The organism is Nocardioides lentus (genome assembly GCF_039529515.1).
Classification (GTDB): Bacteria; Actinomycetota; Actinomycetes; order Propionibacteriales; family Nocardioidaceae; genus Nocardioides; species Nocardioides lentus.
On the sequence record NZ_BAAAMY010000006.1, the window covers coordinates 83,150 to 97,357 of the forward strand.

Annotated in this window: 13 protein-coding genes; 9 read left to right on the top strand and 4 right to left on the bottom strand. The window is 75.4% G+C overall.

Annotation, left to right across the window (positions count from 1 at the left end; genetic code table 11):
- Positions 1 to 2: 2 nt before the first annotated feature.
- Positions 3 to 257 carry a hypothetical protein gene (locus tag ABD158_RS13725; protein WP_344008089.1) on the bottom strand — a complete coding sequence of 85 codons (255 nt, stop codon included), beginning with the start codon at positions 255 to 257 and terminating at the stop codon, positions 3 to 5.
- A gap of 140 nt (positions 258 to 397) precedes the next feature.
- Between ABD158_RS13725 and ABD158_RS13730 the strand changes: the two genes are divergently transcribed.
- Complete coding sequence (locus tag ABD158_RS13730) at positions 398 to 1,258, top strand: EamA family transporter (protein WP_344008090.1); 861 nt, start codon at positions 398 to 400, stop codon at positions 1,256 to 1,258.
- A 27-nt stretch (positions 1,259 to 1,285) separates the two neighbouring features.
- On the opposite strand, the gene ABD158_RS13735 is transcribed toward ABD158_RS13730, so the two are convergent.
- Positions 1,286 to 3,802, bottom strand: coding sequence for a glycoside hydrolase family 65 protein (locus ABD158_RS13735; RefSeq protein ID WP_425573206.1), 2,517 nt, complete (start codon positions 3,800 to 3,802; stop codon positions 1,286 to 1,288).
- Positions 3,802 to 4,563: an HAD family hydrolase gene (locus ABD158_RS13740; protein WP_425573207.1), complete on the bottom strand. Its 762-nt coding sequence runs from the start codon at positions 4,561 to 4,563 to the stop codon at positions 3,802 to 3,804. The genes ABD158_RS13735 and ABD158_RS13740 overlap by 1 nt, the downstream gene beginning before the upstream one ends.
- An 81-nt stretch (positions 4,564 to 4,644) precedes the next feature.
- On the opposite strand from ABD158_RS13740, the gene ilvD reads away from it, so the two are divergent.
- Both ilvD and ABD158_RS13750 read left to right on the top strand, forming a co-directional pair.
- Complete coding sequence (ilvD, locus tag ABD158_RS13745; RefSeq protein ID WP_344008093.1) at positions 4,645 to 6,348, top strand: dihydroxy-acid dehydratase; 1,704 nt, start codon at positions 4,645 to 4,647, stop codon at positions 6,346 to 6,348.
- A 74-nt stretch (positions 6,349 to 6,422) separates the two neighbouring features.
- Positions 6,423 to 7,598: an MFS transporter gene (locus ABD158_RS13750; RefSeq protein ID WP_344008228.1), complete on the top strand. Its 1,176-nt coding sequence runs from the start codon at positions 6,423 to 6,425 to the stop codon at positions 7,596 to 7,598.
- 17 nt (positions 7,599 to 7,615) lie between these two features.
- Here the strand turns inward: ABD158_RS13750 and ABD158_RS13755 are convergent, their stop codons facing one another.
- Positions 7,616 to 8,173, bottom strand: a complete 558-nt coding sequence (locus tag ABD158_RS13755; protein ID WP_344008094.1) for a nucleoside/nucleotide kinase family protein — start codon at positions 8,171 to 8,173, stop codon at positions 7,616 to 7,618.
- Between the two features lie 32 nt (positions 8,174 to 8,205).
- On the opposite strand from ABD158_RS13755, the gene ABD158_RS13760 reads away from it, so the two are divergent.
- From ABD158_RS13760 to ABD158_RS13785, 6 genes are all read left to right on the top strand, one after another.
- Positions 8,206 to 9,411, top strand: a complete 1,206-nt coding sequence (locus tag ABD158_RS13760; protein WP_344008095.1) for a kynureninase — start codon at positions 8,206 to 8,208, stop codon at positions 9,409 to 9,411.
- Between the two features lie 5 nt (positions 9,412 to 9,416).
- Positions 9,417 to 10,442: a S66 family peptidase gene (locus ABD158_RS13765; RefSeq protein WP_344008096.1), complete on the top strand. Its 1,026-nt coding sequence runs from the start codon at positions 9,417 to 9,419 to the stop codon at positions 10,440 to 10,442.
- Positions 10,443 to 11,130: 688 nt separating this feature from the next.
- Positions 11,131 to 12,357, top strand: a complete 1,227-nt coding sequence (locus ABD158_RS13770) for an FAD-binding domain-containing protein (protein ID WP_344008097.1) — start codon at positions 11,131 to 11,133, stop codon at positions 12,355 to 12,357.
- Positions 12,358 to 12,382: 25 nt separating this feature from the next.
- Positions 12,383 to 13,027: a GNAT family N-acetyltransferase gene (locus tag ABD158_RS13775; RefSeq protein WP_344008098.1), complete on the top strand. Its 645-nt coding sequence runs from the start codon at positions 12,383 to 12,385 to the stop codon at positions 13,025 to 13,027.
- 32 nt (positions 13,028 to 13,059) lie between these two features.
- A complete protein-coding gene (locus ABD158_RS13780) occupies positions 13,060 to 13,491 on the top strand; it encodes a VOC family protein (RefSeq protein WP_344008100.1) in 432 nt (143 codons plus the stop codon).
- Complete coding sequence (locus tag ABD158_RS13785) at positions 13,488 to 14,162, top strand: 4a-hydroxytetrahydrobiopterin dehydratase (RefSeq protein ID WP_344008101.1); 675 nt, start codon at positions 13,488 to 13,490, stop codon at positions 14,160 to 14,162. Before ABD158_RS13780 ends, ABD158_RS13785 begins: the two co-directional genes overlap by 4 nt.
- The last annotated feature ends 46 nt before the right edge of the window (positions 14,163 to 14,208 follow it).

Sequence of the window (14,208 nt, forward strand, 5' to 3'; positions counted from 1 at the left end):
CCTCAGAGGGCGTCGCGGACCCGGTTCGCGTCCTCGCCCCGGGCGCGCTCGACGGACGCGGCGCCGCGGGGCGCGCGCGAGGCCAGGAAGTCCTCGACCTCGGCGTGCTCCCGGCGACGCGAGGCCAGGGCGGTCGAGGCCAGCATCGCGTTGCGACGCGCGCCCTGCTGCGACTCCACGGCCCAGCGGGAGACCGCGTCCCCGACGACGGTGCCGACGGTGCCGACCGCCGATCGGAGGGTGCGGGTGTGGGACATGGGGTGACTCCGGGCGGTGGGGGGTACCGGGCTCGGCTCACCCTAACCCGGCCCGTGCGTCCGGTGAGTCAACGTCTCGTGACACCCGTGTGAACCCCGGCCTGCCACGCGCGGTCGGCCCGCCGGTAGCGTCGCCGCCCGTGAACCGCGCCGTGCTGCTCGTCGTCGCGGGCGTGGTCTCGGTGCAGGTCGGCGCCGCCTTCGCGAAGGGCCTGTTCGACGAGGTCTCGCCGAGCACGCTGGTGTGGCTGCGGCTGGCGTTCAGCACCGTGGTGCTCCTGCTGGTCGCGCGGCCCCGGCTCCGGGGCCGCTCCCGTCGCGACTGGCTGGTGGTGCTCGGCTTCGGCCTGGCGCTCGGGACCATGAACTGGGCGATCTACCAGTCGTTCGCGCGCATCCCGCTCGGGATCGCGGTGACGATCGAGTTCGTCGGTCCGCTCGGGGTGGCCCTCGCCGGCTCGCGCCGCGCCCGCGACCTGCTGTGGGTCGGGCTCGCCGGGCTGGGCGTCGTGCTGCTGGGCGTGGAGCGCGCCGACCTGGACCCGCTCGGCGTCGGCTTCGCCCTGCTCGCCGGCGCGGCCTGGGCGGCGTACATCCTGCTGAGCCAGGCGACCGGGGCGCGGTGGCAGGGCGTCGACGGGCTGGCCCTCGCCAGCCTGGTCGCGGTGCTCCCGCTCACGCCGTACGTGCTGCTGACGGGGGGCGAGGCGCTGGTCGACCCGCGCATCCTCGCCCTCGGCCTCGCGATCGGGCTGCTGTCCTCGGTCGTGCCCTACACCTGCGAGCTGGTCGCGCTGCGCACGCTGCCGTCCTCGACGTTCGGCATCCTGATGAGCCTCGAGCCCGCGGCCGCCGCGCTGGCCGCGATCGTCGTGCTCGGCGAGCTGCTCGAGCCCACCCAGTGGGCCGCCGTCGCCTGCGTGGTCGTGGCCGTCGCCGGCGCCACCGCGAGCTCCGCCCGCGCCGCACGCCCCCTGCCCGCCGCGCCGGCCCCGGACTGAGGGCGGTCGAGCAGGGGGCCGGTGCGGTCAGATCAGGTCGGCGGGGCTCTCGGCCTCGTCGGCGGGGACGCTGGGGGAGGGCACGCCCGCGGTGATGCGGGAGCCGTCGGCCCGGCGGCCGCCGATCAGCGGCCGGGTGCCGAGCCGGCCCTCGCGACGAGGACCCTGGCCGTCGAGGGCGACCTCCACGACCGCGCCGGGCGCCACGTCGTACGACGTGCCGCGCACGCCGACCGGGACCGTGCCGTCGCCCTCCTCGTGGGTGAACGTCATCGCGTCCGCGGTCACCCGGATCCGGACCCGCGAGCCGCGCCACCGCAGCCGGAAGGTGAGGCTCGGCCACTCCGCGGGCAGGCGGGGGTCGAAGGTGAGGGTGCCGCCGTGGTCGCGCATGCCGCCGAACCCGGAGACCAGGGCGCTCCACACGCCGCCCGCCGACGCGACGTGCATGCCGTCGACCGCGTTGTGGTGCAGGTCGAGGAGGTCGACGTGCAGGGCCTTGCGGAAGTAGTCGAGGGCGACCTCGTGGTAGCCGACCTCGGCCGCCATGACCGACTGCACGACCGCCGACAGCGTCGAGTCACCGGTGGTGATCGGGTCGTAGTACTCGAAGTCGGCGCGCTTCTCCTCCGCGGTGAACCGGTCGCCCTGCAGGAACAGCGCCAGCACGACGTCGGCCTGCTTGAGCACCTGGAAGCGGTAGATCACCAGCGGGTGGTAGTGCAGCAGCAGCGGCCGGAGCTCGGCCGGGGTCCGCGACAGGTCCCACACCTCGCGGTCGAGGAAGTGCTCGTCCTGCGGATGGATCCCGAGGGTCTCGTCGTAGGGGATGCACATGGCCTCGGCGGCCTCGCGCCACTCCTGGACCTCCTCGCAGCGCAGGTCCAGCCGCTTGACCATCCGCTCGTGCTGGACCGGGTCGGCCTGCCTGACCTCGTCGACGGCGCGCACCGCGCGCTCGAGGTTGAAGCGGGCCATGACGTTGGTGAAGAGGTTGTTGTTGACGACCGTCGTGTACTCGTCCGGCCCGGTGACGCCGTGGATGTGGAACGTCGGTGCGCCGTTGTGGCGCCAGAAGCCCAGGTCGGCCCACATCCGCGCGGTCTCGACGAGCATGTCGACGCCGTCGCGGGTGAGGAAGCCCGTGTCGCCGGTGGCGTCGACGTACTTGCTCAGCGCGTAGGCGATGTCGGCGTCGATGTGGACCTGCGCGGTGCCCGCCGCGTAGTAGGCCGACGCCTCCTCGCCGTTGATCGTCCGCCACGGGTACAGCGCGCCGAGCTGGGCCAGCTCGCGGGCGCGGTCGCGGGCGGCCGGCAGCATCCGCGACCGGAAGTGCAGGGTGTTCCGGGCGACGTCGGGCATCGTGTAGACGAGGAACGGGACGACGTAGACCTCGGTGTCCCAGAAGTAGTGGCCCTCGTAGCCGCTGCCCGTGACGCCCTTCGCGGGCACGCCCTGCTGGTCGGAGCGGGCGGCGGCCTGGGCGAGGTGGAACAGGTTGAAGCGGATCGCCTGCTGCAGCGCGGGCTGGCCCTCGACCACGACGTCCGAGGCGGCCCAGAACGACTCCAGCCAGGCGCGCTGGTCGGCGCGGTAGGCCGCGGCGCCGTGGGCGACGGCCCGGTCGAGGGTGCGGTCGCAGCGGTCGGAGAGCTCCTCGACCGGGACGCCGCGGGAGGTGTGGTAGGTGACCAGCTTGGTCAGGCGGGTCGGCTCGCCCTGCCTGGCGTCGACCCGGTAGGCGAGCTTGCCGACGTCCTCGGAGGAGCGCACGATCGTCTCGACCTCGTTGGTCGTGTCGAGCTCGTGGTGCGCGCACACGGCGAGGGTCATGGCCGAGTTGCGGCAGCGGTAGCCCAGGAACAGCCGGTCGTGGGTGCCGTAGTGGGCCTGCGGGAGCAGGACCCGGTGGTCGAAGCGCTGCGCCTTGCGCGGGTCGTCGCCCTCGCCCATCGCGGCGTCGACGACGTGGTACTCGTCCTCGCCGTCCTGGCGGTTCAGCAGCTGCGAGGAGATGACGATCGGAGCGTCGCCCTCGAGCATCGTCACCTCGAGCTCGAGCACCGCGAGGTGTCGCTCGGTCATCGAGACCATCCGGGTCGAGGTCACCTCGACGCGCTTGCCGGCCGGGGTGCGCCACACGAGGCGCCGCCGCAGCAGACCCTCGGTGAAGTCGAGGGTGCGCTCGTACTCCTCGAGGTCGGCGGTGCCGAGGATCAGGGGCTCGTCGTCGACGTAGATCTTCATGACCTTCGCGTCCGGCACGTTGACGACCGTCTGGCCGGTGCGCGCGAAGCCGAAGGCCTGCTCGGCGTGGTGGATGTCCCAGGTCTCGTGGAAGCCGTTGACGAACGTGCCGTGCACGTGCGCGTCGCGGCCCTCCTCGGGGTTGCCGCGCATCCCGAGGTAGCCGTTGCCGACCGCGAAGAGCGTCTCGGTCGTGCCGAGGTCGCCGGAGCGGTGGCTGGTCTCGCGCAGCGCCCACTCGTCGACCGGGAACCGGGAGCGGTCCAGGGAGTCCTCGTCGATCTCGGGAAGGATCACGGCACGAGCTCCTGCAGGTCGCCGACGACGACGTCGGCGCCGGCGGCGCGCAGGGCGTCGGCGCCCGCACCCCGGTCGACGCCCACCACGAGCCCGAAGGCGCCGGCGCGCCCGGCGCGGACACCGGAGGTCGCGTCCTCCAGCACGACGGCGCGGGAGTCCGGCACCTCGAGCACGGCGGCGGCGTGGGCGAAGGTGTCCGGCGCGGGCTTGCCGGGCAGGCCCAGCTCCTTCGCGACGCGGCCGTCGACGACGGTCGCGAAGCGGTCGAGAAGGCCGGCGGTGCGCAGCACGGACGGGGCGTTCGCGGACGAGGAGACCACCGCGAGCGGCATCCCGAGGTCGCGCAGGTGGTCCAGCAGCGCCACCGAGCCGGGGAACGCCTCGACCCCGTCGCGCTCGAGGACCTCGTTGAACGCGTCGTTCTTGCGGTTGCCGAGGCCCCTCACGCTCACCTCGCCGGCGGGCGCGTCGTCGTCGCCCTCGGGCAGCTCGATGCCGCGCGCGGCCAGGAAGTCGCGGACGCCGTCGAAGCGCGGCTTGCCGTCGACGTGGTCGAAGTAGTCCTGGTCGGTGTACGGCGAGGTGTCGCCGTCGCCGTCCCAGGAGGCCAGGAAGTCGGAGAACATCTCCGCCCAGGCGCGCATGTGGACCTCGGCGGTCGGCGTGACGACGCCGTCGAGGTCGAAGAGGGCAGCGTCGTAGTCGCTCCAGTCCACGCCCACGAGGGTAGGGCCGGGGTCGGTCGTGCGCGGCATCCGGCGTGCGGTCGTCCGGCGCGCTGTGCCGGGCGTCACCGCGTCGGCCACGGCGTCGGCCACGGGGATATCGTCTGCCCCATGGCCGACCGCACCCCGGACCCCGCTGGCACGCACGACCTGAAGCCCCGCTCGCGCGACGTCACCGACGGCCTCGAGCGGGCCGCGGCCCGCGGGATGCTGCGGGCCGTCGGGATGGGTGACGACGACTGGGAGAAGCCCCAGATCGGCGTCGCGTCGAGCTGGAACGAGATCACCCCCTGCAACCTGTCGCTGCAGCGCCTCGCGCAGTCGGTCAAGAGCGGCGTGCACGCCGCCGGCGGCTTCCCGATGGAGTTCGGCACCATCTCGGTCTCCGACGGCATCTCGATGGGCCACGAGGGGATGCACTTCTCCCTGGTCTCCCGCGAGGTCATCGCCGACTCGGTCGAGACCGTGATGATGGCCGAGCGCCTCGACGGCTCGGTGCTGCTCGCCGGCTGCGACAAGTCGCTCCCGGGAATGCTCATGGCCGCGGCCCGCCTCGACCTCGCGGCGGTGTTCCTCTACGCCGGCACGATCATGCCCGGCAAGGTCGACGGCGAGGACGTCACCATCATCGACGCCTTCGAGGCGGTCGGCGCCTGCCTGGCGGGCAAGATCAGCCGCGAGCAGGTCGACAAGGTCGAGCGGGCGATCTGCCCCGGCGAGGGGGCCTGCGGCGGTGCCTACACCGCCAACACGATGGCCGCGGTCGCCGAGGCCCTCGGGATGGCGCTGCCGGGGTCGGCGGCCCCGCCGGCCGTGGACCGGCGCCGCGACAAGATCGCCCACCGCTCCGGCGAGGCGGTCGTCAACATGCTCCGCCACGGCATCACCGCCCGCCAGGTCATCACCCGCAAGTCGCTCGAGAACGCCGTCGCGGTCGCGATGGCGCTCGGCGGCTCCACCAACGCCGTCCTCCACCTGCTCGCCATCGCCCGCGAGGCCGAGGTCGAGCTGACCCTCGACGACTTCACCCGCATCGGCGACAAGGTCCCGCACCTCGCCGACATGAAGCCCTTCGGGCGCTACGTGTGGACCGACTTCGACCGCGTCGGCGGCATCCCCGTGATGATGAAGGCGCTGCTCGACGCCGGTCTCATGCACGGCGACGCGCTGACCGTCACCGGCAAGACCCTCGCCGAGAACCTCGCCGACATCGAGCCCCCGGCCCTCGACGGCACCATCGTGCGCGCGATGGACCGCCCGATCCACGCCACCGGCGGCCTGACGATCCTCCAGGGCACCCTCGCCCCCGAGGGCGCGGTCGTGAAGTCCGCGGGCTTCGACGAGTCCGTGTTCACCGGCACCGCCCGCGTCTTCGACGGGGAGCGGGCCGCGATGGACGCCCTCACCGACGGCGGGATCGTCGCCGGCGACGTCGTCGTCATCCGCTACGAGGGCCCCAAGGGCGGCCCCGGCATGCGCGAGATGCTCGCCATCACCGGCGCCATCAAGGGCGCCGGCCTCGGCAAGGACGTCCTGCTGCTCACCGACGGCCGCTTCTCCGGCGGCACGACCGGCCTGTGCGTCGGCCACGTCGCCCCGGAGGCCGTGGACGCCGGGCCGATCGCGTTCCTGCGCGACGGCGACCGGATCACCCTCGACGTCGCCAACAAGCGGCTCGACGTGGACGTCCCGGCCGAGGAGCTCGAGGCCCGCGCCGAGGGCTGGGAGCCCAAGCCCCCCAAGTACACCCGCGGGGTGCTCGGCAAGTACGCCCGCGTGGTGCAGTCGGCGGCGCACGGCGCCGTGACGAGCTGAGGTCGCTGCGGCGGGACCGAGCCTCCCGCGAGGAGCGCGCGCCGAAGGTCCCGATCCCGGCCGAGATCAGGGTCCTGGTCGCGTCGGCGTTCGTCATCGCCATCGGCTTCGGGATCGTCGCGCCGGTGCTCCCGGCGTACGCCCGCAGCTTCGACGTCGGCGTCGCCGCCGCGTCGACCGTGGTCTCGGCGTTCGCCTTCTTCCGGCTGCTGTTCGCCCCCGCGGGGGGTGCCCTGGTCTCGCGGCTGGGGGAGCGGCCGGTCTACCTGACCGGCCTGCTGGTGGTGGCTGCGTCGTCGCTGGCGACGGCGTTCGCGCAGTCCTACGTGCAGCTGCTGGTGCTGCGCGGGCTGGGCGGCATCGGCTCGACGATGTTCACCGTCTCCGCCATGGCCCTGCTGGTGCGGCTCGCGCCGCCGACGATCCGCGGCCGGGTCTCGGGGGCCTACGCCAGCTCGTTCCTGCTCGGCGGGATGCTCGGACCGGTGCTGGGCGGTGCGCTCGCGGGCTTCGGCCTGCGTGTCCCCTTCGTCGTGTACGCCGTGGCCCTGGTCGCGGCCGCCGGCGTGGTGGCCGTCCGGCTCTCCAGCGCCCGGCTCCGGCCGGTCACCGACCCCGACGTGCCCCCGGCGCCGCCGATGCGGGTCGGCGAGGCCCTGGCCGACCCGGCGTACCGGGCGGCGCTCGCCTCCGCCTTCGCCAACGGCTGGTGCAACTTCGGCGTCCGGGTCGCGGTGCTGCCGCAGTTCGCGGTGGCCGTCCACGACGCCACCTGGGTCGCCGGGGTGTCGCTGGCCCTGGCGGCCGCCGGCACCGCCGCCGCGCTGCAGGTCGCGGGTCGGGTGGCGGACTCGGTCGGGCGCAAGCCGCTGGTGCTCGTCGGGCTCGTCGTGACCGCCGCCGGGCTCGGGCTGATCGGGCTGTCGGGCGACCTGCTCGTGCTGCTGGTGCTCTCGGCGCTGTCCGGCCTCGGCTCCGGGCTGCTCAACCCCGGCCAGCAGGCCACCGTCGCCGACGTGATCGGCAACGGCCGCTCCGGCGGCACGGTGCTCAGCACCTTCCAGATGGCGCAGGACGCCGGCGCCATCCTCGGCCCGATCCTGGTCGGGGTGGTCGCGGACCGCCTCGGCTTCGGGTGGGCCTTCGGCGTGACGGCGCTCGTGAGCCTGCTCGCGGTGCTGCCGTGGCTCGTGGCGCCCGAGACGCTGCACCGCGCCCGGGCCGAGGAGCCGGCCCCGCCGACGGCCTGACGCCCGGCCAGGCCCCCTCAGCTTCCGCGCACGACGCGGTCCGCCCGGTCCCGCGACGCCGCGACGAGCGCGGCGTTGGGCTCGTCGACCGCCGCGACCCACGCCGCGGCGGCCGCGGGGGACTTGCCGAACGCGACGTGCCGCGCGACCAGGCGCTCGGTGCGCAGGGCGTCGTCGACGTCGAGGTAGGCGCACTCGTCGAGCTCGGCGCGCACCGCCCGCCACGCCGGGGTGTCGAGGAGCAGGTAGTTGCCCTCGGTGACGACCACGCGGACCTCCGGGCCGATCCCGATCGCCCCGGCGAGCGGCTGCTCGAGGTCACGCTCGAACGCCGGGGCCCACACCGTGTGGTCGGGGTCCGTGCGCAGCCGCCGCAGCAGCGCCGCGTAACCGTGGGCGTCGAAGGTCTCCGGCGCGCCCTTGCGGTCGCGCAGCCCCAGCGCGTCGAGGGCGACGTCGGCGAGGTGGAAGCCGTCCATCGGCAGGTACGCCGCGCCGAGCTCGTCGGCCCACGCGCGGGCGAAGGTCGTCTTGCCGGCGCCGGGCGCACCGGCGAGACCGAGGATCTGGCGCACGGCGCCAGGGTAGGAGGCGATAGACAGGAGCCATGGACGAGCGCGCCGAGGCCCTGGACCGCGACGACCCGCTGGCGGCGTACCGCAGCCGCTTCGTGGGCGCCGACACCGACCTGGTCTACCTCGACGGCAACTCGCTGGGCCGTCCGCTGGCGGCCACCGGGGACCGGATGCGGACCTTCGTCGAGCACGAGTGGGGCGGGCGACTGATCCGCGGCTGGGACGAGAGCTGGATGGAGCTGCCGCTCGTCGTCGGCGACGAGCTCGGGCTGACCTGCCTGGGCGCGGCCCCGGGCCAGGTGGCGGTCGCCGACTCCACGACCGTCCTGCTCTACAAGCTGCTGCGCGCCGCCGTGGCCGCCCGGCCCGGCCGCGACGAGGTCGTCGTCGACACCGACAACTTCCCGACCGACCGCTACGTCGCCGAGGGGGTCGCGGCCGAGCGGGGCCTGAGGCTGCGCTGGGTCGAGACCGACCCGACGGCCGGCCTGACGACCGAGCAGGTCGCGGGCGTGCTGTCCGACCGGACCGCGGTCGTGCTCGCCAGCCACGTCGCCTACCGCTCGGCCTGGGTCGCCGACGTCCCGGCCGTCACCCGCCTCGCGCACGACGCCGGGGCGCTGGTGCTGTGGGACCTGTCGCACTCGGTCGGCTCCGTGCCGGCCGAGCTGGACGCCTGGGGCGTCGACTACGCGGTGGGCTGCACCTACAAGTACCTCAACGGCGGTCCCGGGTCCCCGGCGTTCGGCTACGTCGCCGCGCGTCACCTCGCCGACCTCGCCCAGCCGGTCACCGGCTGGATGGGCCACGCCGACCCCTTCGCGATGGGCCCGGGGCACACCCCGGACCCCGGCGTGCGGCGGCTGCTGTCCGGCACGCCGCCGATCCTCGCGATGCAACCGCTGCGCGACATGCTCCCGCTGATCGGCGCCGCCGGGATCGAGGCGGTGCGCGCCAAGTCCGTCGGGCTCACCTCCTACGCGATCGAGCTGGCCGACGAGCTGCTCGCCCCCCACGGCGTCGTCGTGTCCTCGCCGCGCGACGCGGAGCGTCGCGGTGGCCACGTGACGCTGGGCCACCCCCGGATGCGGGAGGTCGTGGCGGCACTGTGGCGGCGCGACGTGGTCCCCGACTACCGCGACCCCGACGGCCTGCGGATCGGGCTGTCGCCGCTCTCGACGTCCTACGGGGAGGTGCGGCGGGGGATCGAGGAGGTCGCCGCGCTGCTGGCAGGGTGAGGCCGGTGGAGATCCGCCGCCCCGCCCCGCTGCGCCCCGGCGACACGATCGGCGTCACCGCGCCCTCGTCCGGCGTGCCGGCCGACCTGCGGCCCCGGCTCGACCACGCCGTGGCGCTGCTGCGCCGACGGGGCTTCGAGGTGGCCCTCGGCGCCTGCCTCGACGGGTCGGGGATCGTGTCCGCGCCGGCCGCCGAGCGCGCGGCGGAGCTGACCGCGATGCTCGCCGACCCGGCGGTGCGCGCGGTCGTCCCGCCGTGGGGCGGCGAGCTCGCGATCGACCTCGTCGGGCTCGTGGACTGGGACGCCCTGCGCGACGCGACGCCGACCTGGTTCGTCGGCTACTCCGACTGCTGCAGCGTCTCGATGCCGCTGCTGACCCGCGCCGGGTGGGCGGGCGTCCACGGCGCCAACCTCATGGACACGCCGTACGACGCGCCGGCCGGCCTCGCGCACTGGCTCGACGTCGTCACCGCCGAGGGGCCCCTGGTTCAGCGGGCCCACGGCCGGCACCGCTCGTCGGGCTTCGACGACTGGACCGCGGACCCGACCGCCTCGACCTGGCGGCTCGACGCGGCGGGGGACTGGCGCGTCGTCAACGCGCCCGCCGACGGGGTCGACGTCTCGGGGCTGCTCGTCGGCGGCTGCGTCGAGGTGCTCGGCCCGCTCGCGGGCACGCCGTACGGCGACGTCGAGGGGTTCGGCCGCGCCCACGCCGACGAGGGGCTCGTGGTGCTGCTCGAGGTCGCCGAGGACGGGGCCCTCGACGTGGCCCGCGCCCTGCACGGGATGCGGCTCGCGGGCTGGTTCGCGCACGCCCGCGCCGTCGTGGTCGGCCGCACCGCCGCCCCCGACGCGCCGGGCTTGACCCAGCACGAGGCCGTGCTCGACACCCTCGGCGGGCTCGGCGTGCCCCTGCTCCTCGACGTCGAGGTCGGCCACGTGCCCCCGCAGATGCCCCTGGTCCTCGGCGCGCCCACCCGCCTCGTCGCCGACGCCGCGCGCCGCGAGATCCACCAGTCCCCCCGCTGACCCCCGACCCCTCGGGACGCTCCGAGGTGGTCGGGACGGCTGGGGGTGTCGTGAGGTGGTCGGGGCCGCCGGGGGTGCCGTGAGGTGGTCGGGGCCGCCGGGGGTGCCGTGAGGTGGTCGAGCAGCCGACGAGCGCCAGCGAGTCCGCGGTGTCGAGACCGCCGGGTGTGCTGTGAGGTGGTCGACGCCGCCGGGGGTGCCGTGAGGTGGTCGAGCAGCCGACGAGCGCCAGCGAGTCCGCGGTGTCGAGACCGCCGGGGTGGTTGACGGTGGTCGACCAGCAGACGAGCACCAGCGCGGACGTCCGGTGTCACCTGGTGGCACGGCAGGTCCGCTGTGGGCCCCGCGGAGCCGGGCGGCGGTCTCGACGCCTCGCGCTCGCCGGGGCTCGCGTGCTGCTCGACCACCTCGGGGCGGCGGTCTCGACGCCGCGCGCTCGCCGGGGCTCGCGTGCTGCTCGACCACCTCGGGGTGGCGGTCTCGACGCCGCGCGCTCGCCGGGGCTCGCGTGCTGCTCGACCACCTCGGGGTGGCGGCCTCGACGCCGCGCGCTCGCCGGGGCTCGCGTGCTGCTCGACCACCTCGGGGCGGCGGTCTCGACGCCGCGCGCTCGCCGGGGCTCGCGTGCTGCTCGACCACCTCGGGCGCCGGCGGGCTGGGGCGGGACCGGATGGGGCACCGGTCGCGCATGCCCGTGCTGCCCAGCCCCCCGTCCACCGCCGACGGCGCCGAGGTCGCGGACGTCGAGGCCTGGGTCGGCCAGCACCTCGGCGACCTCGCGCGCGAGGGCGCGGACGGCGTGCGCTCCGGCGGCTTCCGCGGCGGTCAGTCGGCGGCCGACGCCTCGCTGGCCACCCTCGACGTGTCCGGCTACGCCCGCGACCGCTCCACCGTGCTGCCGCTCGAGCGGCGCGGCGCGAGCCGGATGTCGCCGTACATCCGCCACGGGCTGCTCAGCCTCACCGAGGTCTGGGACGCGGTCGCCGACGCCCCCGGCCGGGACCGGCACAAGTACCGCGACGAGCTGCTGTGGCAGGAGTACGCCCGCCACCTCTACGCCCGTGTCGGCACCGACCTGGGCTCCTCGCTGCGGCGCGAGCAGCCCTGGGGCGAGCCGTGGGACGAGCCGTGGCCGACGGAGATGGCGTGCATGGAGGCGGTGGTCGGCGAGCTCGAGACCGACGGCTGGGTCGTCAACCAGACCCGCATGTGGCTCGCCTCCCAGTGGGCGGTGCGGGCCGGCGCGACCTGGCAGGCGGGCGAGGACGCGATGTTCGTGCACCTCCTCGACGGCTCCCGCGCCGCCAACCGGCTCGGCTGGCAGTGGACCGTCGGCACCGGGAGCGGCAAGCCGTACGGGTTCAGCCGGTGGCAGGTCGAGAAGCGCGCGCCCGAGCTGTGCCGTCGCTGCGCGCTGAAGAAGGACTGCCCGGTCCAGGGGTGGCCGGACGCCGACGTGGGACCCGAGGTCGACGGACCCGACCTGCGCAAGGCCGACATCCCGGCCGGTCCCGCCGAGGTCGAGGGCGCCGGGGGAGCGGAGCGGGTCTGGCTCACGGCCGAGTCGCTGTCCGAGCGCGACCCGGCGCTGGCCGCCACCGACGACCGGCCGGCGGTCTTCGTCTTCGACGAGCCGCTGCTGCGCCGACTGCGGCTGTCGGGCAAGCGGCTGGTCTTCCTCGCCGAGACCCTCGGCGAGCTCGCCGTCACCCGTGAGCTGGAGGTACGACGGGGCGCGGTCGCCGCGGAGCTCGACGGCGTGCCCCTCGCCGCGACCTACGCCCCGGTGCCGGGGTGGGCGCGCCGCGCGGCCCGCCTGGACCTGCGCGAGGTGCACCCTTGGCCGTGGCTGGTGCGGCCCCGCGCGGCGCCGCTGCGCTCGTTCACGGGATGGCGGAAGTCGTTGGGCCGCTGACGCCGCCGGGTCCTAGGCTCGCCCGGTGCTCGACTGGACCCCGCCCGACCCGCTGCGTGCGGTCCCGCTGACCGGACGCCACGTCGTCCTCGAGCCCCTGCGGGTCGACCACGCCGAGGACCTGCACGCCGCGGTGGCCGGGCCCGGCACGTCGTGGGAGTTCCTCCCCGTCGCGGCGCCCGCCGACGTCGCGGCGACCCGGGCGCTCGTCGAGACCCACCTCGCCGATCCCGGGATGGAGACCGTGGTGGTCCGCCCCGGGGGCGGCGCGGTCGCCGGCCGGATCAGCTGGATCCGCCAGGTCCCGGCCGACGGCTGCGCCGAGGTGGCCTGGGTCGTCCTCGGTCCGTCGGTGCGGCGCACGACCGCCGCGACCGAGGCGGTGCACCTGCTGCTGCGCCAGGCCTTCGGCGCCGGCTACCGGCGCGTGGAGTGGAAGTGCGACGCCGCCAACGCGCCCTCGCGGCGCGCCGCGCTCCGGCTCGGCTTCACCGCGGAGGGCGTGTTCCGCCAGCACAAGGTCGTCAAGGGCCGCAACCGCGACACGGCGGGGTTCGCCGTCACCGACGCCGACTGGCGCGTCGTCCGCCCGGCGCACGAGGCCTGGCTCGACCCCGCCAACCACGACGCCGACGGGCGCCAGCGCACCCCGCTGCGCGTCGACCGGTAGCCGCCGTCGGCGCACGGTGCGAGGGTGGGGTCGTGGAGCAGCGCCTCAGCCTCGTGACCCTCGCGGTGGCCGACCGCGCCCGCACGCGGTCCTTCTACGTCCGGGGGCTGGGCTGGACGCCGGTGGTCGACGAGCAGGACGTGCTGATGTTCGCCGTGGCCGACCGACTGCTGCTGTCGTGGTGGGAGGAGGCGTCCTTCGAGGCCGAGGTGGGCCCGGTGCGGCGCGGTCCGGGCCTGGCGCCCGTCACGCTGGCCCACAACTGCGTCGACCGGGCCACCGTGGACGGCGTGCTGGCCGACGCCCGCGCCGCCGGCGCGGACCCGGTCGAGGACGCCCGCGACCGCGAGTGGGGCGGCTACTCGGGCTACTTCGCCGACCCCGACGGCTACCGCTGGGAGGTCGCCTGGGCGCCCGGCGACGTCGCGCGACTGATGGTCCCCGACTCGAAGGAGCACGGATGAGCGACACGAGGACACCCCTGAGCGTGGCCGAGGTCGACGCGGCGGGCCTGCGGGGCTGGGTGCGCCTGCCCGGCCGGATCCGCGCGGTGTTCGCCACCGGCGACTTCGCGACCGGGCTCGCCCTGGTCGACCGGATCGGCGCCGCGGCCGAGGAGGCCGACCACCACCCCGACGTCGTGCTCACCTACCCGACGGTGACGGTCACCCTCGCCAGCCACGACGTGGGTGCCGTGACCACCCGCGACGTCGACCTGGCGCGCCGGATCGACGGGTTCGCCGCCGAGGCGGGGGTCGTGGCGGACCCGGCCCGGGTCACGCTCGTCGAGCTCGGCCTGGACTCCCCGGCGGCCGCCGAGGTCTCCCCGTTCCTCGCCGCGCTGCTCGGCGGGGCGGAGCGGACCGACGACGACGGCGACGTCGAGGTCGTCGATCCCGCCGGTGGCTGGCCGACGGTGTGGTTCCAGACCGCCGGGGCCGGCGACGCCGACCCCCCGCAGCGCTGGCACCTCGACGTCTGGGTCGACCGCACGGAGGCGCGGAGCCGGATCGACGCCGCGGTGGCGGCCGGCGGCGAGCTCGTCGACGACTCCGCGGCGCCGTCGTTCTGGGTGCTGGCGGACGCCCAGGGCAACCGCGCCTGCGTCTGCACCTGCGACGACCGCGGGTGGTGACCGACATCCGAGACAGCCGTCCCGCGATGCGAGACGGCTGTCACAC